This window comes from Desulfosporosinus nitroreducens (assembly GCF_023897015.1).
Taxonomy (GTDB): Bacteria; Bacillota; Desulfitobacteriia; order Desulfitobacteriales; family Desulfitobacteriaceae; genus Desulfosporosinus; species Desulfosporosinus nitroreducens.
The window spans coordinates 77,402-98,118 of the sequence record NZ_JAMHFY010000011.1; the positions used below are offsets into that span (position 1 = coordinate 77,402).

The following is a 20,717-nucleotide window of genomic DNA, read 5'->3' on the forward strand; positions in this document are numbered from 1 at the left end:
GGTTTGAATTTAGGAATGAAGAAGAGTTGCATTAACAGAGCATTGGAGGGACTTAAGATGGCAACAGGAATTATTCACTGCGGGGCCTGTGGTTTTACCATTAATGTCAAGGCGGTGAGCGATGACAGTCAGTCAAGTTCTCGAAGAAGCAAGATGATAAAACTGGAGATAACAAGCGATTGTCCTAATTACCAAAAGATTGCCAAAGAGTTGACTGAGGTTGATGCCTACAAGGAAATTCTGCATAAACTTCATACAGGAAAGGTTTATGAAGTTTTTGCCAAATATAGCCCCCATCCAAGCTGCCCGGGAGTTTCAGGAATTCTAAAAACCGTGGAAGTGGCGGCTGGTATGGCATTGCCCCAAAACGCCAGCATAAGCGTAACGAAGTAGAAAAGGTGGCAATTGAATGGAAACTGTTGTAAATGATCTAGTCAAGGACGCCCTTGCCTTAAATGCAACTCATGCTTCAGTTGCTGAAGTGGCTGAGATCAAGTTTAATGAGGATTTCAGAAAGCTGTGTGAACAGAATTCCTGTGGATCTTACAATAAAAACTGGATGTGCCCTCCTGCAGTGGGTCCTATCAAAGATTTGAAAGAGAGGGCCATAAGATTTAAGCAGGGTCTTTTGTTCCAGACTGTCCACCCAATAGCAAGTTCTCTTGACTGGAAAGGCATGATGGAGGGAGGGGCCAATCATACGAAAATATTCAGAAAAATACTTGAGTGTATGGAAAATAACTACAACTTTAAAGAAATCCTCCCGTTGAATGCCGGTCCCTGTACTTATTGTACAAAGTGTGCCTATCTCGCGGGAGAAAAGTGCCAGTTTCCCGATAAGGCAGTGTCGTCAGTTGAAGCAAATGGAATTGACGTAATGGACTTGGTAAAAACCTCTGGAATACCTTATTATAATGGTAAAAATACAGTTTCCTATGTAGCGCTGATCTTATTTAATAGTTAATTAAGCTTTTTCACAGATGCGAATTTCTAATTCCGACACCTGTGAGAAAGATACTTAAATAAAACAACGGTTGCCATTGTCTGGCAACCGTTGTTTTTTGTACAGGCATCTTCGCTGGTACACCGTGTCAACCGCCCACAGGATTTCCTTCGGCGCGAAGAGCCCGTTGACTTAGTAATACCATAATCTTATAGCTAAATAAGAATAAAAATATTCAGAATATTAAATAAATATAACAAGGAACGCATGGCGGCCTATAAAGCTCCAAGGGTTGTAGAATTTCTAACTGAATTCCCCAAAAACTATAGCGGAAAGATTATGAAGAAAGAGCTTTTCAATAGGTATGTTAATATGTAATATTTATATATTTATTTGTAAAATACAGAAGAAGCGGTAAAAAGAGTTTATGACCTGAAATAGTGGCATAATGGCAACAATGTTTAACGAGTTCCTAAATAATAGGGGCGTGCTAAAAGTTTGAGCACGACCCCTATTTGGATATCGATTTAAATCATCGTTAGTTAACGACCGCCTAAATCATAGGGAGTCTCTTGGTAGACATAGTAATTTAACCAGTTTTGGAAGAGTAAGCTTGTATGCGAGCGCCAATTGTGAATTGGCGTTTTAGTAGGATCATCATTTGGAAAATAAGTTTTTGGAAGAGCAATAGAAAGTCCTTTAGCAATGTCTCGATCATATTCCTCTTTTAAGGTTAATGTATCGTACTCTGAATGTCCCGTTACAAAGACTTGTCTTCCGTCTTTGGATACGACGATGTAAATACCTGCTTCGTCAGATTCAGATAGAATCTCTAATTCTGGGTGTATTTGAAGGTCAGAACGCTTGATTTCGGTGTGCCGAGAGTGGGGAACATAAAATACATCGTCAAAGCCTCGGAGGAGTTGCATTCCATTCAAACCGCTTTTATTAACATTGTGCTGAAAAACCCCAAACATTTTCTCGGCGAGAGGGTATTTAGGGATACCGTAATGATGATACAGACCAGCTTGGGCTCCCCAGCAGATGTGAAGCGTAGAGGTTACATGAGTTTTTGTCCAATCCAGGATTGTTTTAAATTCCTCCCAATAGGTGACTTCCTCAAATTTTAAATGCTCAACGGGGGCTCCTGTAATAATCATACCGTCAAACTTTTGGTGTTTAATCTCAGCGAAATTTTTATAAAAGGAATCTAAGTGTTCCTGTGCCGTATTTTTAGATATATGTGTGTCAATACGCAAAAGCACAATATCAACTTGTAAGGGCGAATTGCCGAGCAGTCTCAAAAGTTGTGTTTCGGTAGTTTCTTTAATTGGCATGAGGTTGAGTATCACAATCTTCAAAGGACGGATATCTTGGTGAAAGGCGCGTTCTTCCCCCATGACAAAGATGTTTTCTTGATGCAATATGTCTAAAGCGGGTAAATTTTCAGGTATTTTAATAGGCATGGAGAACCCCCCTTTGAGGCGTCAGCTCGATGTACGGCTTTCGAAATTCAAGATACAGTTGGCGCACATCGAGTTCGCCCGTATATTTTTGTGAAGGACTGTGAGAATAACTTAGCGCTGTTTGAACCTATACTTGTTGACTGGCCGCTAGGGCTTGATCCAAATCATACAGCAGATCGTCAATAGTTTCTATTCCAATGGATAGGCGAATCATATCGGGTGAGACTCCTGCACTGCGCTGGGACTCTTCATCAAGCTGTTGATGAGTGGTGCTTGCAGGATGAATAACCAGTGATTTGGCATCCCCAATGTTGGCTAAGTGAGAAAATAGTTTAAGGCTATTAATGAACTTCTTACCTTCGGTTAGGCCGCCTTTAAGGCCGAAGGTAAAGATTGCACCTGAGCCTTTAGGCAAGTATTTTTGAGCAAGTGCATGATAGGGGTTATTTTTAAGGTCAGGACAGTTAACCCAAGTGACTAATTTATGTTGATCGAGAAATTCGGCCACCTTTTTTGCGTTTTCGACATGGCGTTCCATGCGCAAGGGGAGTGTTTCCAATCCTTGCAAGAACAAGAACGAGTTAAAAGGGGAAAGGCAGGCTCCTGTATCGCGGAGCAAGGATACTCTGGCTTTGGTGATATAGGCCGCATTACCGCAGGCTTCTGTGAAGATAATGCCGTGGTAGCTAGGATCCGGTTGACTCAGTCCCAAGAATTTGCCGTTGCTCCAGTTGAATTTTCCAGAGTCGACAATGACTCCTCCAATGGAAGTGCCGTGTCCGCCAATAAATTTAGTAGCAGAATGAACTACGATGTCCGCTCCGTATTCGATGGGTCGACATAAATAGGGTGAAGCAAAGGTATTGTCAACGATAAGGGGAAGACTGTTTTCATGAGCAATATTAGCGATCTTCTCAAGATCGGCAACATTAATGAGCGGATTTCCGATGGTCTCAGTATAGAGTGCCTTGGTGTTTTTTGTAATTTTGGAGCGGAATTCTTCTGGTTTGTCAACATCAACGAAGTGGACTTTGATGCCAAGCTTAGCGAATGTATAGGCGAATAAGGTGTAAGTGCCACCGTAAAGAGAGCTTGAGGCCACTATTTCATCCCCGGCTTGGGCGATGTTTAACAGGGCATAGGTTATAGCAGCTTGGCCGGACGCGGTAGCAAGTGCACCGACCCCTCCTTCGAGCAAGGCAATGCGTTGCTCAAAGACGTCTTGTGTAGGGTTCGTGATTCGAGTGTAGATATTGCCAGACTCCTTTAAGGCAAATAAATTGGCAGCATGGTCCGTGTCGTTGAAGACAAAGGAGGATGTTTGATAGATTGGAACAGCGCGCGAATTTGTCGCAGAATCTGGGCTTTGCCCTCCATGTAAGGAAATAGTTTCGATACCTAGTTGTCGTTTCTCAGTCATGATAAATCCTCCTAATAATTTTTTAGAGAGATACGATTGAGTTTAAATTTGCGAGAGGAGTATTGTTACAGTAGTTCTGATAAATAAAAACGACCACTTCAAGAGAAGCGGTCGTGATGTTATTTAACACGCTACTCTCATCTCTCAGAACCTAGGGTTCTGTTGGAATTAGCACCTCATAGCTTATGCTATCGGTTGCCGGGCATCATTGGGCCAGTCCCTCCGCCACTCTTGATAAGAGAAATTCTATATTCAGTTGTTTTGTTTGGAATATAGCTTACTATAAATCAAATTTAGGTCTGTGTCAACATACAGTTATTGCTAATTTGGGCGTGTTATATATAATTGATGAATGAGTCTGGTATTGAATGCCAGGGGACTGTTCCTAATGACATGTGACAGGGGAGACGGTCCCTTTGTCTTGGACAAGAGAACCGTCCCCATGTTTTAGCCCATGTCTAACAATGTAATTGTGTTTGAAAGGCATTATTTAGAGTAAACGAGCTAAGCCCACTCCTAGTGCTACCCCAGAAAAACCTACGATGATGCTGAGGAAGGTATATAAACCTGCCGTTAAAAGACTTCCACCTTCAAGTAAGGAAATCACTTCAAAACCAAAGGTGGAGAATGTCGTAAAGGCACCTAAAAAACCGACGCCGATTCCCAGGCGCCAGAGAGGGCTGACGTTTAGTCGTTCTACAAATAATATATGCAAGAAGCCTAAGAGAAAAGCACCGATGATATTAATCAAAAATGTATGAAGCGGGAATCCTTGATTCCATCTATTTGAAAGATACATTCCAAGGCCATAGCGGGAAAGAGCCCCGAGTGCACCTCCCACAGCAATGACAAGTACAGTTTGCATTATTTTAACCTCTTATTGTTAAATTTGAAAAGGTATTTTAAAATTGAATGGAGTTATTATATTATTAGAACAGGCAGAGAATAATAGTTTTTCTTTATTTATAATAATACATAAAACTAAGGTTAACAACCATGGCTCCCATCATCAGGTTCTTGTAAGATTTTTACTTAGGAAAGGAAAGCTATCTGTTGAGACGTTGTGGAATCGTTAGAAAAGAAGTATTATTATACAAATCTATTAAATGCTGAGATCTAGAAACTGAAAACTGAGGTGTAATCTGTGATTAATGATCCCCTAAAAATCTTCGTTACTATAGTTGAAAACAAGGATTTGTCTCAGGAGGCAGAGGAACTTTATCTATCTCATCCCAATGTCAGTTCGCAAATCCAGAGCTTGGAAGAAGAACTCGGCACAAAGCTTGTTAACAGCTCCTCAAAGCATTTGGAACTTACGCAATCGGGCGAGATATACTATGAATACGCTAAACAAATTTTGCTTTTGCAGGAAAAGGCTAAACAGGAAATCAAGAGGATTTCAAATGTGCTTACAGGGAATTTGAAGGTGGGAGCCAGCTTTACAATCGGAGAATATATTTTGCCCTTTGTAGTGGCGGAATTTGCCGCTCAATATCCGAAGGTAGAGATTGAAACGTCTATCGCTAATACGAGAGAGATAATCCAGGGGGTTCAAGCTAACTCTTTAGACATTGCCCTTGTGGAAGGAGAAGTCGATCATCATTCAGATATTCTCGTCCGTCCATTGATGGAGGATGAAATTATTTTATTAGTACCGAACCAACATCCCTTGGCAAGGCTACCCATTGTTACGCATGAGCATCTCCAAGACCAAGTGTGGATTCTCAGAGAAAGCGGTTCTGGAACTCGTGCGTTCAGCGATAAACTCTTCCAAGAATGGGGAATCAAGGCCAGAAAATCTTATATCTTTGGAAGTGGTCAAGCCATTAAGCAGGCGGTTACAGCTGGATTAGGAATTGCACTCGTCTCACGTTGGATTGTGCGCAAAGAGTTAAATGCGAAGGAATTAAAGACGATCAGAATTAAAGGAAATCCCCTGACTCGTTCTTTTTACTTAATAGGACCGAAAAATCACGAAACCTCCGAGGCCATGGAAGTCTTCACCGAGCAACTTTTGACCCTGGAGTCTACTACATGGAGGAAATTAGGTAAAAAAGGAATCGTAATTTAATTGGATTCTAATAGTTGTTTGTCTGAGTTTACTGAGCTTTTTTGTAAAGAGTATAACGAAAGGGCTCAGAGTTGAGGGGAGTGACATAGTATGAAAGATGTGGTTGACTTAGTTTTTCATCCTGCGCCTTCTATTGAACGTCTTTACCTGGAGTTAACCAACCGTTGTAACTTGTCTTGCGAAATGTGTTACCGACAGAAGTGGCAAGAACCCATGGGGGATATGTCGACAGAAGTCTTGAATTCGATTGCCGGTGAGGCGAAAGTTTTCCCTGATCTACAGGAGGTAATCCTTGGAGGGATTGGTGAACCGACGATTGCAAATAATTTTCGACAAGCCGTTGAACTATTCGCTTCTAGGTATAAAGTTTCTGTGACTACGAATGGGACTACGTTAGATGATGAATTGATCGATTTTCTAGTTTCTCGGAAAGTAGCAAAGATAATTTTGTCGGTTGATACGACAGATGTTCAGACATTTGCTTCCATTCGCCATCAAAATGTACAAGGGATCTTAGAAAGTACACGTCGTATAGCAGAACAAAGTGTCAAGGGAGGACCGGAGATTATATGGGAGTTTCTAGTTATGAAAAGCACTCTTCCATATCTGGTAGAAACCGTACGCCAAGCGGCACAATTGGGAGTAACTCGAATCTTTGTTTCCCATGTTATCCCCATGAGAGAAGAGATGCTGGCAGAAACTCTTTATTATCCCGCTAAGTCTTCCGAGATGGATAAAATTTTCAGAGCAGCTATGATTGCGGGGCTGTCAAAAGGTGTGGAGGTAGTCTTGCCCCAAAGCGAGTTGAAAACAGATCGATATTGCAAGTTTGTAGAGACACAAAGTGCGGTTGTACGTTGGGATGCTCAGGTTTCTTCCTGTTATCGATTTCTCCATTCTTATCCTGAGTATGTTTTTGGGAGATATAAGCTGATTGATTCTTATAGTTTTGGTTCGATCGAGCAGCAATCGTTGTTAGAAATCTGGACAGCGCCTAAGTTTATGAGTTATCGTTATAATGTTCTGCACGGGGAATATGCATCGTGTCCTGATTGTAAGTGGGTCGATGGCTGTGACATGGTTCTTCGGGCAGACATGGATTGCTTAGGTCACGCTCCAGCGTGTGGAGATTGCCTTTGGGGACGAGGAATAACAGTCTGCCCGTAAGTCATACTTTCAATTGGATTATTGTGAAGATATTCCTTATGTATTTCAAGCGTAACAAGCCCCAAGGTCATATGACTTTGGGGCTTGTTACATCAATATTTTCTATGTCAACTGCTTCATTGCTCACTACAACCAATCCGGTCTCACTGGTAAGTTCGGGATCATGAATCATAGTATAAGATTTCCCCATTGCTCGGGCGAATTCTATGTACTTATCGGTAAAGCGAGGACTCAAGGTTCCATTTATAAGCATCTTCGAGCTCTTTTTATGATTCAAGGCTTCCTTAATTTCCGGGTAAATTAATTTCTCGGCAACTTGCTTTTTTGTTAAACGCAGGATGATGCGTTCGCGGAATTCGCCTAGATAGTTTATTTTTTCATCGTGTTTTAATTCAGGTATACCATGTATTCCTAGAGCTATTCTTTGGAGTGATGTGTCCTTATTAACCAGAGCGGGTAAAACATCAGCATTAAGTTCGGATTCCATGTGGGCCTCCTTTAAAGTCTTTGTTACTGATATAATTTACCTTTATCTAGAGGATATGCATTTTGATCACTCTGTTTTTTTCCTTTTGTGTTTCAGAGTCTGAAGGTTGCTTTGAGACGTTGGGTCTCTAGGAATAAACCAAGGGCATCATCTATGTTATTGACAATCAAATCGGCAGATAGGAGAGCTTGCGTGGAGGCACCCTCGCAGCCGATGACGGCAATGCCCAAGCGGGCATGTTTAAGCATTAATTGATCGTTTGCTCCGTTTCCGATAGCTGCAACTTCACGAGTGCCGAACTTTAACACATAATCTGCTTTTTCTTTGACGTGTTCTATGCTCTCTAATACCTTTACCTGAACGGATAACCCTTCACATTGCTGTACCACGGTACCGAAGGTGTCCGAAGTAAGAATATGGATTTCCAGAAAAGGTGACAGGCGGCTGATACTTTCTCTGACAGATTTAAACATTTGCCCATCTAAAGCTAATGTTCCGTTGTAATCAAGGACTAATACCTCGAGGTTCATATTTTCCCGGCCAGGAATAACGGCTTGAATCATTTCAATTTCCTCCCTGAATTTAGTTATGGTAAGTGCAGTTTTCATTACATTGGCAGTTTAATCTCTATTTCGGTACCTTTGCCAAGTTCACTCTGAACAGAAACCTTGCCGTCATGAAGCTCGAGCAGGTGCTTGGCTATAGCAAGTCCCAGTCCTGTGCCCAGGCCTTTACGGGAGCTGTCAACCTTGTAAAAACGGTCCCAAATATAGGGGAGTTCATCATTCGCGATTCCATACCCTTGATCGCGAATGATAATGGACAGAGTATTGTTCTCAATAATTCTTGATTCAACCCAGACCAAGGTATTAGCGGGCGAATATTTGATTGCATTGTCCAAAAAGATAACAAATAATTGACGCAGACGATCATAATCGCCTAGAAAAGGAGGCAGATCTGATTCGGGCTGATAGAGAATTTTAATCTCTTTTTGATCGGCAATTGTTTGCAGACTTTTCACAAGGTCAGCAAGAAGGCTAGAGATATGAACCCTATTTTTGTGAATCATAATTTTGCCGGATTGAAGGCGGGAAAGCTCCATAAGATCTCCAACTAAACGTTCCAATCCACGTGTTTCGGAAAGAATCCTTTGGTGGTAACGTTTGATATCCTCACTGTTTTCAACCATCCCATCTACAAGTCCTTCAACAGAACCACGGATGACGGTCAGTGGGGTTCGAAATTCATGAGATACATTGGCGACAAAATCTCTCCTTAGTTGTTCAAGTCGCTCGCTTTGGCTGATATCCTGAACAAGAGCAACGCTTCCGGTAACCATTCCGTGGTTGTCAATAATGGGAGAAAGAGTAAGCTTAAGCTTTTTGCCCAACCAGTCTTTAAATACTTGGGCAGGTTTCTTATCTTCCATAACTCTTGTAAGCTGGGCCTCAATTTCTAAGGAATTGAGGTCCTCTTCCACAGCTTCAATCAGATAGGGTTGGGGTCTATTCATTATTTCCGCGAGAGCGGTATTGACGCTTATAGGCTTTAGAGTCGTGTCAAAGGCAACGATTCCTTCGGAAATACTCGAAATTATGTCATCGAGTTTTCCTTTCTCCTGAAAAAGTTGGTTGATAGTATGTCCCAGTTTTAGAGCCAAATGGTCAAGAGAGTTACCCAGCTGTCCCAATTCATCCTTACGATTGATTCCCGTTCTAGCTGAATAATTTCCTCGGGTGATTTCCAGAGCGGTAGAATTCATTGCTTTTAAGGGGCGGGTAAAGAGCAGGGAGTAGAAAATCCCCAAGCCAATGGCTAGCAGGAGTGCCACAAAAAGACTGATTGCCAAAATCCTAACTGCCTTATTCAAGGTTGCTGTAACTCCTGTTACAGGAGTATGCAGCAACACTGAGCCGATAACTCGGTGGTCGGAATCAACGATAGGAACGCCCACCGTAAGAGTAGCTTCATTATAGACGCTGCTGAAACTTTCACTGACGGATTCTTTACCTTTTAAAACCTCTTGAATAACCGCTTCTGCCTCTAAGGGCAGTGGCTCAGAGTTATACATCTGCCCCTGACCCATACCTTTTCCAAAACCGGATTTTTGCCCATTACCACTGCCCTTGCCCATCCCCATCCCCATCTCTGACTTCGTTGAGGGGTTGCCTTTACTGTCAGTAATCCAAACATTTGCTTCAGCCATCGTATCAAGGAAACGCATTGTTCCAGCCAAACCTCTAATTTGGCCAAAATTCTCTGAGTTTTCGGCCATGACCTCAGCTATGCTTCGAGCGCGTACCAGCATGGTTTCTTCCCGACTGTCAAAGGCATATTGGCGGAACATCTGGATGAATAGCAGGCCAATTGCAAGCATGGAAATGAGCATGATTATAACAAAGCTGGCAGTTAATTTGAAAGAAATTTTTTCCCTAAACATGCTTCACCTCAAATTTATAGCCTACTCCCCAAATGGTTTTAATATCCCAGTTAAGGGGTTCATTAATAGAAAGCTTTGATCTGAGCCTTTTAATATGAGTATCCACTGTACGGGCATCGCCAAAATAATCATCTCCCCACACGCTGGTTAAGAGATTGTCTCGAGAGAAGACTTTTCCGGGGTTGGATGCCAAAAGCCAAAAAATTTCGGTTTCCTTCTTTGTAAGACTGAGAAGTTGACCGTTTAATGTCACCTTATAATCTGAAATGTTGATTTCCAGACCAGGGTGACGCACAATATCTTTTCTCTGTTCCTCAGAAATATCAAGGCGCCTCAATACTGCGCGGATGCGAGCCATGACTTCACCGGGACTGAAGGGTTTCACAATGTAGTCATCTGCACCAATGTCCAGACCCATGATGCGGTCGCCGTCATCTCCCTTGGCAGTAATCAAGATGATAGGCACGTTCGAATTACTGCGGATTTCCTTGCAAACTTCGAACCCATCTTTTTCTGGCATCATAACATCCAAGAGCAAAAGCACGGGTGCGAATTCATAAAATTTCTTCAAGGCTTCTTCACCATTATGGGCTATGATTGGTGAAAAACCTTCCTTGGTTACATATCTATGAAGTATTTCCAGGATGTCATCATTATCATCGGCAATTAGGATATTCTTGTTCAAAATGACACCTCCCTATTTTTCTAATTTAATTGTAGCACTAAACTAAATAATGTTTGTGACATAATTGTGTCATTGGTAAGATCACATAACATATTGCGCACACAACGGTGTTGAAGTTCATGAAGATCATCGGCACAATGGAAAATTAGGGAGGGAATCTCTTTTTATTTATTTCTAGGAAAAAAACTAGGAACCATAATAAGATTTCAAATTATGATAAATGTTACACATAATATATTGACCTATAATGCCGTTATAACATATAATAAATTATAGTGGTTATATGTTATGTGTGAGGGGGAGGTATTATATGAAGGTTATTCTACGCAAGAACGATAGTGCAACAAGTCTACTACTTTTCATTTATAATAATTATTTGACCCACTACAATCAGGATACCATCAAGTTATCTAGTTTGATCCAAATTATGAAAGCTTTTGGGAAAAGCGAAACTGCCACAAGAATGTCACTTTCCAGAACAGTAAAATCAGGCATCCTTATAAATATAAATGATGGTAGCGAAGTGTATTATGCTTTGGACTCTGGTGGTAGAGATGCTATCAACACCTGGAATGCAGGAATGCAGCAATTTTGGAAAAGGTACGCTTTAAGAAATAAACCATGGAATAAGAAATGGTATTTAGTTAATTTGGAATTTAGGGAAGAGAATAAAGCAAACAGGTCAACTATTTCAGAAAAATTGCAACAAATTGGATTTGGTATCTTAAGTGCAAATACGTGGATTTGCCCATACTGTCAAACCGATGAGCTTCAAAAGATATCAACTGAATTTAATATGAACACCGGAGTCGTTGAAATGAATGGTGAGATGACAATTAATGAAGATATGATTTCTTTTGTGGATAAGGTTTTTCATCTTAAGGAACTAGAGAAATCTTATGAAAACTTTATAAAGATATTTAATAAAAAGCTTGAAGAAACTAAAAAACTATATCAGGAAGAATGGTTCGTAGAGGGAGGACACTCGTTGCCATTATTACATGCTCTTGGTTGGGAGTTTTTATCTATAGCAACCGATGATGCGACATTGCCTAAAACATTATACCCTGCATGGGCTGGTGATGAAGCAGCACAACTAATGCTTGAATTAAGGAGGATTCTTTTAGAAGCTGCGATAAAGTATCTAGGGAAGTTTGAATAAATTTGAGGTTCAAGTCAAGTTCGAGTAAGTTTTAGTTTGATTCCAATTGTGAGGAGGTTTAATAATGAACGCACAAGAAATTTTAAATTATCTGAAAATGCTGGCGAACAATAGTTTGTGGGTGAACTTTTCAATGCATATTCTAGCTTTAATGGCCCTGTCTGCAATATTCGTGATAACCAAAGAGAACTTAAGACGATGGATATTTCAAGGAACCGTAAGTATTCTGTTGTTATCCGTGACAATCAATGCACTTGTTTTTGGCAACCCTTTTCATGCTGTTACGTTTGGCATATTAGCATTAACTGCACTAGTACAACTATTTTTGAGGAAGGAAAATATTCAAATAGCTGATAGCAAATGGATAATTGTTATTGCTCTATTCTTTATTTTCATTGGATTGTGGTACCCAGAATTTGTCGATGAAAATGCTTTTGCGCTTCTGGTGGTTTCACCTGTAGGAGTTATTCCCTGTCCAACGCTGCTTACAACTATAGGACTTTTAATGCTTATTATACCTAGTGTGAGTAGGTTTCAATATATAATTACAATTATGATGGGTATTGTATATGGAGTAATAGGAGTATTTGTTTTTAAAGTATACTTGGATATCACGTTGTTAATTTTGGCTTTGTACGCAAGTTGTATTTATTTTAAGGGTATTCTGCATGCGAAGTCGAGAACAGTTTTATGTTCAAGAGCAGCCGAATAAAGTGCCTATACTGATAATCTCAATTATCAGTTGGTGAATGATGTTGAAACGCTGTTTCTTGGGGGCATGTCGATAGCACTATCTATGCCATAAACTTGATATTAACTATTGCTAGTGACAAAGGTCCGACGTGTTAAAGAACTAAGTATCAGTTCATTAACACGTCGGATTTGGTTATTTTAGTAGATATTGACAAGGAAGTCGATGAGTGTATTATGTTAAGTGATATTATAAAATTAATATTCTTAATTATGGAGGAGCGTGTGAACATGTTTACGATTATGATGTACATTGTGGCTTCCTGCTTGCTTATCCTTTCATTTGTAAAAGACAGAAAAAAGACGTTACTAGCTATGAAAAAGGCTTGGAAGTCTTTTGAAAATATTCTGCCCCAGTTCCTAGCGATTATAGTTATTATAGGGATCATGCTGGCAGTCTTGAGTCCTGAGGTTATTTCGGGATTAATCGGAGAGAAATCAGGGTGGTTGGGGATGTTAATGGCTTCTCTGGTTGGTTCAGTTACCCTAATACCTGGATTTGTAGCATTTCCATTGACTGCGGCTTTGTTGAAAAGCGGTGCTGGTATTATGCAAATCGCTGTATTTATTTCAACCTTAATGATGGTTGGAATCGTGTCAATCCCTCTGGAGATAAAGTATTTTGGCAAAAAGGCAGCCTTACTTAGGAATAGCTTAGCCTTCGTATTTTCGTTTATAGCAGCAATAGCAATCGGGGTGGTGTTGAGATGAAAATGCTAGCTAAACGATACAAGTACTTCTTGGCACTGATTGTGATTAATATGCTGGTTTACATTTTGTATCCATCAGTCGGCCAAAAGTCAATGAACATCACATGGAACAATACGGTCGAAATGCTTTCGGTAATACCACCGATATTTGTATTATTAGGGCTATTAGATGTGTGGGTACAACGAGAAACAATGATCAAGTTGATGGGTGAGAAATCGGGGATAGTGGGAATTTTGATAGCATTTTTCTTAGGTTCAGCTGCAGCCGGGCCATTATACGCGGCTTTTCCTATAGCAGGAGTACTCCTGCACAAAGGGAGCAAGTTTTCTAATGTCTTAATCTTTATTGGTGCCTGGTCCACTACTAAAATACCGATGCTCTTATTTGAGGCTTCTGCGATGGGCTGGAAGTTTATGCTGACTCGGTTTGTAATCGACATACCCGGAATTATGGTAATAGCTTATGTCACTGAAAAGCTATTGAATGAAAAAGAAAAACAGTATATTTATGATCAGGCTGGTAATGTTGTAGCATGACGGAAATTGAATCTATTCGATGACAAGGCGGGTTTAAAAAGGTAGAATATAGGGAGACAAATTAAAGCAAGTTGAAAGTGGAGGCTAAGATGGAACTTATTCTTACAATCATTGGAATTAACGTGGTCTATGTGTCCTTATACACCCTGCGAATGATTTTCGTAATAAAAGGGCAGCGGATTTTGGCATCTATTCTTTCTGTAGTTGAGATTTTTGTTTATATGACAGGGCTGGGGATTGTCCTGCAAAATCTTGATAATTATTGGAATCTAGCCGCTTACTGTGCTGGTTATGGATTAGGAGTATATATCGGCAGTCGAATCGAGGAATATATTGCTTTAGGTTATGTGACTGTTCAGGTAACAGTAGATTGTGTTGAAATAGAATTGCCGTCAATATTACGGGAATCTGGATATGGTGTTACTTCTTGGTTAGCCGATGGTAAAGATGGTCAACGGCTTATGATGCAGGTTTTAGCAAAGAGGAGCAATGAACGTAAGTTGCTTGACATCCTCGATAAAAATTGCCCCAAAGCTTTTGTTGTTTCTTATGAACCTAAAAATTTCAAAGGCGGATTTTGGATTAAACGAATGCCTAAACCTTTTGAATAGTGAAGCAAACAGCCCTTATGGTAGGAATCTATCATAGGGGCTGTTTGTATGGGCATAACTAAGGGGCAGAAAATATATTTTGGGTGAAAGCTGCTCGGCGATACTCTATCCTACGCCGGTAGGCATTCCTACTGGGATCACGGCTTCGGCGATACTCTATCCTACGCCGGTAGGCATTCCTATTGGGACCACGGCTTCGGCGATACTCTCCACCGGAGACTATCGTACCGGAGACTATCGTCACCGAAGTAGAATAAGGAACACCCACAAGAAGTGGGAGTCGTGGAATTGATAAAATAGGTAACTAAGCTTTGTATAAATACCATTTACAAGTACTTAGCTCATATTTGAGTTCGTACAGTTTTAATAGCCCGTTCAGTTCACTTTGGCAACGAAAAATAATCATGCGATTACCGGCAAGTTTCTCTTCGGAGCGGGTCAAGATTCGGTCTACCTTAACAACTGCGTTGGAGGCATCAGCGGAAGTCATTTTATATCGAATAGGATTAGGGGTTCCTTCTAGTGTAAACCATGCAATCATTTCGATTGGCTGCATTAAAATCTTCATATATATCACCTAGCCTACATTAAAGAATATACTATTAGCTGTCATAACTTTACTTTAGCGGAACAAATGTTCCGTGTAAAGAGTATATATGTTTCCGGCGTAAATTATTCCTAAAATATATTTTTTGAAGCAAAAACTAGCGAGACCTTTCTATCTTTATTTTGATTTTAAATCAAAACTTTAAAATGTTTATTAAATTAAGAAGGATTCAAATAGTAGGTGTAGAATAGAGTGTATAAGCATAGCAAAATAATCTGAATAGTTAGGAGCTGAGTTTATGTTTAAAAAGATTTTGGTAGCTACAGATGCCTCGGAGTATTCACAACGAGCGCTAAAGACTGCTTTAGAAATTGCACAGAAATATGGCGCTGAGGTTGAACTTCTGTTCGTTACGTACATTAGGGAAGCGTATTGGGGCTATAATGTGACTTATGGCGTTTTGGTTCCTCAGGAACAAATTGACGAATCAGGAGAGCGCGCCTTAGACGCTACACTTGAGGGAATTGATGTAGGAGATGTCGTTTTAAAAAGGAAAAAGGTACAAGGATATCCAGCAACTATGATCTTAGAAGAAGTTGAGAAAGAGGGAATTGATTTAGTGGTCATGGGGAGCCATGGCTATGGACCGATTACGGGTTCTTTGTTAGGAAGTGTGAGTCAGCATGTCCTCCACCGTGCAGAATGCCCTGTTCTGATTGTTAAGTAAATGAGGTTTGAAATAGCTAAAAGTTATGGAGACAATATGAGTACGCTATTGACTAGTGATATATATTAATGATAATGTTCAGATGTAGTCATTATATTCTGTTTTTGCCGTAATTTAGTTTACGAAGTCCGCAGATCCTCATAGTAGGCAGATCACTAGAAAACAGTTGAAAGATCTGAATTAGGAGGAGGGTGAAGCATGTTTAAAAAGATATTGGTAGCCACGGATGCTTCGGAGTATTCACGTCGAGCGTTACAAAATGCTTTGGATCTTGCCCGGAAATTCCAGTCTGAAATCGTGCTTTTGTTTGTCACGTATAATCCGGAAGCCTATTGGGGTTATAATTCAGCTTATACCATAGAAATTACGCGAGAAGAGATTGAAGAAAGAGGAAAGCTGACGTTAGAAGCATCCATTAAAGGAATCGATATTAGCGGCGTCCCCTTTAAGAAAAAAATGATACAAGGACACCCATCGACCGTAATTTTAGAAGAAGTTATCAATGAGAATATCGACTTGGTAGTAATGGGAAGTCATGGCTACGGGCCAATAACCGGAGCGGTATTAGGCAGTGTGAGTCAGCGCGTCCTGAGAAAAGCAACCTGTCCTGTTCTTATCGTGAAATAAAGCAATGAGCTGAACATTGAAAAGGCTGTTGACATCAAATTTGTCGACAGCCTTCTTAAATTAGAAATTGTATAAGTTAAGCTTCCAGTAAGGCGGGCTAAAACGGAAGGCCCATACGTCGAATGAGGGCAAATCCTGCTCGTTTGGCGAGGGGGAAGAATACTTTGCGTACAAGAGGCAGGCCGACACGCCGAATGAGAGGAATTCCTACTTTGCGTGCTAAAGGAGGACCAACGTGTTGTGCGATGGGAAGTCCTACTTTGCGTGCCAAGGGAGGTCCGAATTGCTTCATGAGAGAAGGACCGTATTTTTTCAGAAGAACTCCAGCCTGTTGTTGCCAGAGGTCAGGCGATTCTGCTGTTGCGGAGGAGGATTGAAGTTGCGGTAAAGTTGTTTGCTTTTGAATAGGAGACGTCGGTTGAGTTACTGGTTGAGTTATAGGTTGACCTACCGGCTTATTCATTGATTCGGAAGCCGGTCTGGAATTCTGCAGTTGGTCAATTGATGGCCCGGGCCCCTGCTGCTGAGCAGGTTTAGTTTCCTGCCGTTGCATGGGGGAGAACCTGTTGTATTGGGTTGGAGAGTAACCCCGTTGCCCCATCAACGATTTCATGGGCAAGCCCCCTTATATAAATGTGTGAATCCTTGAGTTCATAATACACGGTATGCATTTTTAAGAATAATGTTCCATATAAGTTAATCATTGGATGAAACGTGTGGGGGGACAGCTCTTTTAACACAATTAATATGTTAAAAGACCGTCCCCCTTGTTGTGGAATTAAATAATGTTAAGAAGCAGTTGCCCTATTACTTCAACTGCGTTATTAATGAAAATATGATTTTAACTAAGAGTCTTCATCCATGGGCCTGCCTTTTGTTTCTTCGCCAAGGATGATTACATTGAGGGCAGTCAGAATTAGTACTGTCGAAAACATAAGGAAAACAGATTGTGAGGATAACCGGTAAGATCCTATCATTAACCCGACTACGATGGGGGCCAGAATTCCTCCGATTCTTCCGAATCCAGCAGCCCACCCAGACCCAGTGGCCCGAGCATGCGTCGGATAAAGTTCAGGTGTATAGGTATAGACAATTCCCCATGCCCCAAGATTAAAGAAGGACATTAGAGATCCCGTTAAAAGGATGGTTTGGACATCCGTGCTTAGTCCAAAGAAATAGGCGGAAATTGCTGTACCGATGAGATAGATAGTCAGCGTTGGCTTTCGACCAATCTTGTCCACCAAATACGCAGCACTGAAATAGCCAGGGATTTGCGCCAATGTCATCGTCATAACATATTGGAAGCTCTTGGTTAAAGTGAATCCCTTGAGGGCTAATAGGGAAGGAAGCCAAGTGAAGATTCCGTAATAGGCGAAGACTATACCAAACCAGAGAAGCCAAAGAAAGACTGTTCTCTTGATGAATCTTCTAGAAAAGAGTTCTGTTACTGCCATTTTAGGCCCAGTTTTCGAAATATGTTGCGGGACCTGTTTCGTAGCAGGGCGTTCGATACCTGATTGAATTTCGATACTCTTAACAATTGCTTCCGCTTGATCTAATTTACCCTTTGAGGCTAAATAGCGTGGTGATTCCGGAATAGACTTCCATAGATAGAATACATAAAGGGCAGGGAGGGCGCCAATGTAAAATGCAGATTGCCACCCTAACCAAGGAATGATGACATATGAGACTAGAGCAGCTAAGAGCCACCCAATAGCCCAAAAACTTTCCAAGAGGACAAGAAATTTACCACGGTGTTTGGCTGGAGAAAATTCACTCACCAACGTTACTGCGACAGGTAGTTGACCGCCTAAACCAAAGCCGACCAAGAAGCGAAAAAACAAGAGGGATTCATAGTTCCAAGACAGTCCGCATAATCCCGTGGCGATACTATAAATTATCAGAGTCGAGGCAAAAACCTTCTTGCGGCCAATAAGGTCCGCAATAGTTCCGGAAAGAATAGCCCCAATTGCCATACCGACAAGTCCAATGCTTCCGATTGTACCAACTTGCTCTGGACTTAGATTCCAAGCCTTCATTAATACGGGGAGGACAAAGGAAATGATACCCGTGTCCATAGAGTCAAACATCCAACCTAAGCCGGCCGAGATCAATAGGAGATAATGAAATCTAGAGACGGGTAATGTTTCTAGGCGTTGTGTTAAGGTCATTTCATTCGTCCTTTCTAATATAATTTGTTATGTTCTATACATGTATGACGTTTTCTGTAGTATAATACATTTTCCTTATTATGTCGCAAAATTCTAAAATAAAGGAATTAGCAGAGATCATTCGATTTGTTATTTTGGAAGGCTATTTGTCGAATTAGTAGTCACAAGGCATTGTTTAGATCTTAAGAATAGCGTCTTTAGGTAAGTGTGTGACCTGTATAGTAGAACTGGCCGATGGATTACTTGGTCATGAGAGATTGAATAGATTTCTTTTGATAAAAATATTTCGACATTTTCCTGTTCGAACGGTTATTATAAAGGTAGCAAACGGGACTGCTTGGGTTTAAAAATGGGGATATTTTTGGATTGCGAAGAGAATTGGATTGATAAGTTTCTACTAAGTTCAGAGGTTATTTAAGTCATCTTGCCTGTTAATAATTGTATTTGTGGAGGTTGAAATGAGCAATCATTATGATTTGGAAAAACTTATAATGATCTTGCCAATTTTGGCAAGATCAATGGGTGGATATGCAACGATTACTGACTTTGGAGGACGTCGATTATGTACCGTTGATTGGAACGGAACGGAAATAACGAAATTGAATGGAGAGATATACGATTTAGCGAGAGATGCGGGTCAACAAGCTTGTCCGTTAATTGGTGTTTCTCAAATAGTAGATCAGGCTGATGCTTGGGCATTGCCAATAGGTGACTATGTCTTGTCGTGCAGTAATGTTGAACGGCTCAAAAGAGAACAGAAATTCCTGGATGCATTTATTAAGGCGCTTCCGATGATCGCCCAAGTGGCAGGTGGGGAAGCTGTAATTTTTAACGATATGGGTGAACGGTTATTAAGTTATTACTCGAATGGAACCGAGCGACACCAATTGAAGGGGCAAGTGAGCAAACAGGCCCGACAAGCTATGGCTTCCCAGGAGCCTGTGGTAGGAAAGTCTTTTTCTGTTAATGGAGCAATGGCTGTACGTATTCCTATTACAGAGAAAATTGGTTTCGGATTTAATAATGAAAATGCAGTTCGCCAACATCAAAAATTATATGATGAAGTTAAGAAATTTCAAAGTGCGAACTATTGTTTTGAAGATATTATAGGGGAAAGTGAAGTATTAGCCAAAACAAAGAGTATGGCAAAATTCGTTGCAAATGGTATTTCGTCGATTCTTATTTATGGAGAAACTGGAACTGGAAAGGAATTGTTTGCTCAATCAGTTCATAATGCCAGTGAGCGTCGATATCGGCCGTTCGTGGCGTTAAACTGTGGAGCTCTACCAGCTTCCCTTATTGAGAGTAATCTCTTTGGTTATGAAGAAGGGGCTTTTACCGGGGCGAAGAAAGGAGGAAGCCCTGGTGCTTTTGAACAAGCGAATGGGGGTACTATCTTTCTCGATGAAATTAGTGAGATGGAAATTAGCCTACAAACCAAATTGCTGAGAGTGCTTCAAGAAAGAGAAGTAGTACGAGTGGGCGGATTCAAAGCTAAGAGAATTGATGTTAGGGTCATTGCCTCCACCAATAAAGAATTAAACGATCTCATTGCGGATGGGAACTTTAGGCAGGACCTTTTCTATCGATTAAACGTGGTCCAGTTGAAAATTCCTTCGCTGAGAGAGCGGGTTGGGGATATTGTTTTATTAGCCAGATACTTTGTTCATAAATTTGCTTTGTCCTTTGGTAAACCTATTGAGGATATTGACAACGGAACATTGAAGATATTGCAAAATTATCCCTGGCCGGGAAATGTCCGTGAACTTCAGAATTGTATCGAATCTGCAATGAATATGGTACGGGAGGAGTCGATACTCCTACCTGAACACTTGCCGCTTTACCTGAGGCAAGGCCAAAAAGCTCTGCAAGAATCCGTGGTTGTTGAAATCGGGAATGGGCTTAATTTAAAAGAAGCTTTGTCAGGAACCGAAAAACTAATTATCCAAAAAGCCCTAGAAATGGCTAAGTATAAAAAGGTTAAAACCGCTCGCATTCTAGGTATAAGTACAGCGACCTTATGGCGGAAACTAACTGAGTATGGGATGGAACGAGAGCATATCTAAATTATAATAGAACTATTTAAGCTCAACATCTTTAGAGCTATTTCATTAATGAAATGACTCATTGCAAACTTGAAACACCTTCTTAATTATTTACCTATTCAGTGGGTGAAATCATTTCGAAGGTGAATTG

The 20,717-nt window shown here is 40.8% G+C and carries 23 protein-coding genes and 1 riboswitch; of the genes, 13 read left to right on the plus strand and 10 right to left on the minus strand.

Annotated features, from left to right (window positions below):
* Positions 1 to 57: 57 nt before the first annotated feature.
* Together M8E35_RS13475 and M8E35_RS13480 are read left to right on the plus strand one after the other, a co-directional pair.
* Positions 58 to 393 carry a DUF6951 family protein gene (locus M8E35_RS13475; RefSeq protein ID WP_252469668.1) on the plus strand — a complete coding sequence of 112 codons (336 nt, stop codon included), beginning with the start codon at positions 58 to 60 and terminating at the stop codon, positions 391 to 393.
* Positions 394 to 409: 16 nt separating this feature from the next.
* Positions 410 to 964, plus strand: coding sequence for a DUF2284 domain-containing protein (locus M8E35_RS13480; protein ID WP_252469669.1), 555 nt, complete (start codon positions 410 to 412; stop codon positions 962 to 964).
* A 521-nt stretch (positions 965 to 1,485) separates the two neighbouring features.
* Here M8E35_RS13480 and metA read toward each other — a convergent pair.
* From metA to crcB, 3 genes are all read right to left on the minus strand, one after another.
* Positions 1,486 to 2,409 (minus strand): homoserine O-acetyltransferase MetA, encoded by a 924-nt coding sequence (metA, locus tag M8E35_RS13485; protein ID WP_252469670.1) that lies wholly within the window; start codon positions 2,407 to 2,409, stop codon positions 1,486 to 1,488.
* A gap of 127 nt (positions 2,410 to 2,536) precedes the next feature.
* A complete protein-coding gene (locus M8E35_RS13490; RefSeq protein WP_252469671.1) occupies positions 2,537 to 3,829 on the minus strand; it encodes a homocysteine synthase in 1,293 nt (430 codons plus the stop codon).
* A gap of 134 nt (positions 3,830 to 3,963) precedes the next feature.
* Positions 3,964 to 4,070, minus strand: a riboswitch (SAM riboswitch).
* Positions 4,071 to 4,319: 249 nt separating this feature from the next.
* Positions 4,320 to 4,694 carry a fluoride efflux transporter CrcB gene (crcB, locus tag M8E35_RS13495; protein WP_252469672.1) on the minus strand — a complete coding sequence of 125 codons (375 nt, stop codon included), beginning with the start codon at positions 4,692 to 4,694 and terminating at the stop codon, positions 4,320 to 4,322.
* Positions 4,695 to 4,973: 279 nt separating this feature from the next.
* Between crcB and M8E35_RS13500 the strand changes: the two genes are divergently transcribed.
* The gene (locus M8E35_RS13500; protein ID WP_252469673.1) at positions 4,974 to 5,900 is read left to right on the plus strand and encodes a LysR family transcriptional regulator; all 927 of its coding nucleotides are present in this window, start codon (positions 4,974 to 4,976) and stop codon (positions 5,898 to 5,900) included.
* A 90-nt stretch (positions 5,901 to 5,990) separates the two neighbouring features.
* Complete coding sequence (locus M8E35_RS13505; protein ID WP_252469674.1) at positions 5,991 to 7,067, plus strand: radical SAM/SPASM domain-containing protein; 1,077 nt, start codon at positions 5,991 to 5,993, stop codon at positions 7,065 to 7,067.
* A gap of 67 nt (positions 7,068 to 7,134) precedes the next feature.
* Here the strand turns inward: M8E35_RS13505 and M8E35_RS13510 are convergent, their stop codons facing one another.
* From M8E35_RS13510 to M8E35_RS13525, 4 genes are all read right to left on the minus strand, one after another.
* The gene (locus tag M8E35_RS13510) at positions 7,135 to 7,554 is read right to left on the minus strand and encodes a YueI family protein (RefSeq protein ID WP_252469675.1); all 420 of its coding nucleotides are present in this window, start codon (positions 7,552 to 7,554) and stop codon (positions 7,135 to 7,137) included.
* Positions 7,555 to 7,646: 92 nt separating this feature from the next.
* Entirely contained in the window at positions 7,647 to 8,117 is a 471-nt protein-coding gene (locus tag M8E35_RS13515) for an HAD family hydrolase (RefSeq protein ID WP_252469676.1), read from the minus strand.
* A 44-nt stretch (positions 8,118 to 8,161) separates the two neighbouring features.
* Entirely contained in the window at positions 8,162 to 9,994 is a 1,833-nt protein-coding gene (locus tag M8E35_RS13520; RefSeq protein ID WP_252469677.1) for a HAMP domain-containing sensor histidine kinase, read from the minus strand.
* On the minus strand, positions 9,987 to 10,679 hold the full coding sequence (locus M8E35_RS13525; RefSeq protein WP_084110300.1) for a response regulator transcription factor: 693 nt from the start codon (positions 10,677 to 10,679) through the stop codon (positions 9,987 to 9,989). The genes M8E35_RS13520 and M8E35_RS13525 overlap by 8 nt, the downstream gene beginning before the upstream one ends.
* A 310-nt stretch (positions 10,680 to 10,989) precedes the next feature.
* Here M8E35_RS13525 and M8E35_RS13530 point away from each other — a divergent pair, with 310 nt between their 5' ends.
* From M8E35_RS13530 to M8E35_RS13555, 6 genes are all read left to right on the plus strand, one after another.
* Positions 10,990 to 11,841, plus strand: coding sequence for a PaaX family transcriptional regulator (locus M8E35_RS13530; RefSeq protein WP_252469679.1), 852 nt, complete (start codon positions 10,990 to 10,992; stop codon positions 11,839 to 11,841).
* 64 nt (positions 11,842 to 11,905) lie between these two features.
* The gene (locus tag M8E35_RS13535; protein ID WP_252469680.1) at positions 11,906 to 12,553 is read left to right on the plus strand and encodes a hypothetical protein; all 648 of its coding nucleotides are present in this window, start codon (positions 11,906 to 11,908) and stop codon (positions 12,551 to 12,553) included.
* A gap of 269 nt (positions 12,554 to 12,822) precedes the next feature.
* Positions 12,823 to 13,302, plus strand: coding sequence for a permease (locus M8E35_RS13540; RefSeq protein WP_252469681.1), 480 nt, complete (start codon positions 12,823 to 12,825; stop codon positions 13,300 to 13,302).
* The gene (locus M8E35_RS13545; RefSeq protein ID WP_252469682.1) at positions 13,299 to 13,838 is read left to right on the plus strand and encodes a permease; all 540 of its coding nucleotides are present in this window, start codon (positions 13,299 to 13,301) and stop codon (positions 13,836 to 13,838) included. The genes M8E35_RS13540 and M8E35_RS13545 overlap by 4 nt, the downstream gene beginning before the upstream one ends.
* An 89-nt stretch (positions 13,839 to 13,927) precedes the next feature.
* Positions 13,928 to 14,449: a DUF2179 domain-containing protein gene (locus M8E35_RS13550; RefSeq protein WP_289710826.1), complete on the plus strand. Its 522-nt coding sequence runs from the start codon at positions 13,928 to 13,930 to the stop codon at positions 14,447 to 14,449.
* 79 nt (positions 14,450 to 14,528) lie between these two features.
* Entirely contained in the window at positions 14,529 to 14,741 is a 213-nt protein-coding gene (locus M8E35_RS13555; RefSeq protein ID WP_252469684.1) for a hypothetical protein, read from the plus strand.
* A 12-nt stretch (positions 14,742 to 14,753) separates the two neighbouring features.
* Here M8E35_RS13555 and M8E35_RS13560 read toward each other — a convergent pair whose 3' ends face one another.
* Complete coding sequence (locus M8E35_RS13560; protein WP_252469685.1) at positions 14,754 to 15,017, minus strand: hypothetical protein; 264 nt, start codon at positions 15,015 to 15,017, stop codon at positions 14,754 to 14,756.
* A 277-nt stretch (positions 15,018 to 15,294) separates the two neighbouring features.
* On the opposite strand from M8E35_RS13560, the gene M8E35_RS13565 reads away from it, so the two are divergent.
* Together M8E35_RS13565 and M8E35_RS13570 are read left to right on the plus strand one after the other, a co-directional pair.
* Positions 15,295 to 15,723 (plus strand): universal stress protein, encoded by a 429-nt coding sequence (locus M8E35_RS13565; protein WP_252469686.1) that lies wholly within the window; start codon positions 15,295 to 15,297, stop codon positions 15,721 to 15,723.
* A gap of 198 nt (positions 15,724 to 15,921) precedes the next feature.
* Positions 15,922 to 16,350 carry a universal stress protein gene (locus M8E35_RS13570; protein WP_252469687.1) on the plus strand — a complete coding sequence of 143 codons (429 nt, stop codon included), beginning with the start codon at positions 15,922 to 15,924 and terminating at the stop codon, positions 16,348 to 16,350.
* Positions 16,351 to 16,447: 97 nt separating this feature from the next.
* On the opposite strand, the gene M8E35_RS13575 is transcribed toward M8E35_RS13570, so the two are convergent.
* Both M8E35_RS13575 and M8E35_RS13580 read right to left on the minus strand, forming a co-directional pair.
* Positions 16,448 to 16,963: a hypothetical protein gene (locus M8E35_RS13575; protein WP_252469688.1), complete on the minus strand. Its 516-nt coding sequence runs from the start codon at positions 16,961 to 16,963 to the stop codon at positions 16,448 to 16,450.
* Positions 16,964 to 17,195: 232 nt separating this feature from the next.
* On the minus strand, positions 17,196 to 18,521 hold the full coding sequence (locus tag M8E35_RS13580) for an MFS transporter (protein WP_252469689.1): 1,326 nt from the start codon (positions 18,519 to 18,521) through the stop codon (positions 17,196 to 17,198).
* Positions 18,522 to 18,979: 458 nt separating this feature from the next.
* Here M8E35_RS13580 and M8E35_RS13585 point away from each other — a divergent pair, with 458 nt between their 5' ends.
* Positions 18,980 to 20,587, plus strand: coding sequence for a sigma-54 interaction domain-containing protein (locus M8E35_RS13585; RefSeq protein WP_252469690.1), 1,608 nt, complete (start codon positions 18,980 to 18,982; stop codon positions 20,585 to 20,587).
* Positions 20,588 to 20,717 lie beyond the last annotated feature (130 nt).

Bases quoted from the DNA above. Each gene is read 5' to 3' on its own strand.
- M8E35_RS13475 (WP_252469668.1), top strand. From the start codon at position 58: ATGGCAACAGGAATTATTCACTGCGGGGCCTGTGGTTTTACCATTAAT.
- M8E35_RS13480 (WP_252469669.1), top strand. From the start codon at position 410: ATGGAAACTGTTGTAAATGATCTAGTCAAGGACGCCCTTGCCTTAAAT.
- metA (WP_252469670.1), bottom strand. From the start codon at position 2,409: ATGCCTATTAAAATACCTGAAAATTTACCCGCTTTAGACATATTGCAT.
- M8E35_RS13490 (WP_252469671.1), bottom strand. From the start codon at position 3,829: ATGACTGAGAAACGACAACTAGGTATCGAAACTATTTCCTTACATGGA.
- crcB (WP_252469672.1), bottom strand. From the start codon at position 4,694: ATGCAAACTGTACTTGTCATTGCTGTGGGAGGTGCACTCGGGGCTCTT.
- M8E35_RS13505 (WP_252469674.1), top strand. From the start codon at position 5,991: ATGAAAGATGTGGTTGACTTAGTTTTTCATCCTGCGCCTTCTATTGAA.
- M8E35_RS13510 (WP_252469675.1), bottom strand. From the start codon at position 7,554: ATGGAATCCGAACTTAATGCTGATGTTTTACCCGCTCTGGTTAATAAG.
- M8E35_RS13515 (WP_252469676.1), bottom strand. From the start codon at position 8,117: ATGATTCAAGCCGTTATTCCTGGCCGGGAAAATATGAACCTCGAGGTA.
- M8E35_RS13520 (WP_252469677.1), bottom strand. From the start codon at position 9,994: ATGTTTAGGGAAAAAATTTCTTTCAAATTAACTGCCAGCTTTGTTATA.
- M8E35_RS13530 (WP_252469679.1), top strand. From the start codon at position 10,990: ATGAAGGTTATTCTACGCAAGAACGATAGTGCAACAAGTCTACTACTT.
- M8E35_RS13535 (WP_252469680.1), top strand. From the start codon at position 11,906: ATGAACGCACAAGAAATTTTAAATTATCTGAAAATGCTGGCGAACAAT.
- M8E35_RS13540 (WP_252469681.1), top strand. From the start codon at position 12,823: ATGTTTACGATTATGATGTACATTGTGGCTTCCTGCTTGCTTATCCTT.
- M8E35_RS13545 (WP_252469682.1), top strand. From the start codon at position 13,299: ATGAAAATGCTAGCTAAACGATACAAGTACTTCTTGGCACTGATTGTG.
- M8E35_RS13550 (WP_289710826.1), top strand. From the start codon at position 13,928: ATGGAACTTATTCTTACAATCATTGGAATTAACGTGGTCTATGTGTCC.
- M8E35_RS13560 (WP_252469685.1), bottom strand. From the start codon at position 15,017: ATGAAGATTTTAATGCAGCCAATCGAAATGATTGCATGGTTTACACTA.
- M8E35_RS13565 (WP_252469686.1), top strand. From the start codon at position 15,295: ATGTTTAAAAAGATTTTGGTAGCTACAGATGCCTCGGAGTATTCACAA.
- M8E35_RS13570 (WP_252469687.1), top strand. From the start codon at position 15,922: ATGTTTAAAAAGATATTGGTAGCCACGGATGCTTCGGAGTATTCACGT.
- M8E35_RS13575 (WP_252469688.1), bottom strand. From the start codon at position 16,963: ATGAAATCGTTGATGGGGCAACGGGGTTACTCTCCAACCCAATACAAC.
- M8E35_RS13580 (WP_252469689.1), bottom strand. From the start codon at position 18,521: ATGACCTTAACACAACGCCTAGAAACATTACCCGTCTCTAGATTTCAT.
- M8E35_RS13585 (WP_252469690.1), top strand. From the start codon at position 18,980: ATGAGCAATCATTATGATTTGGAAAAACTTATAATGATCTTGCCAATT.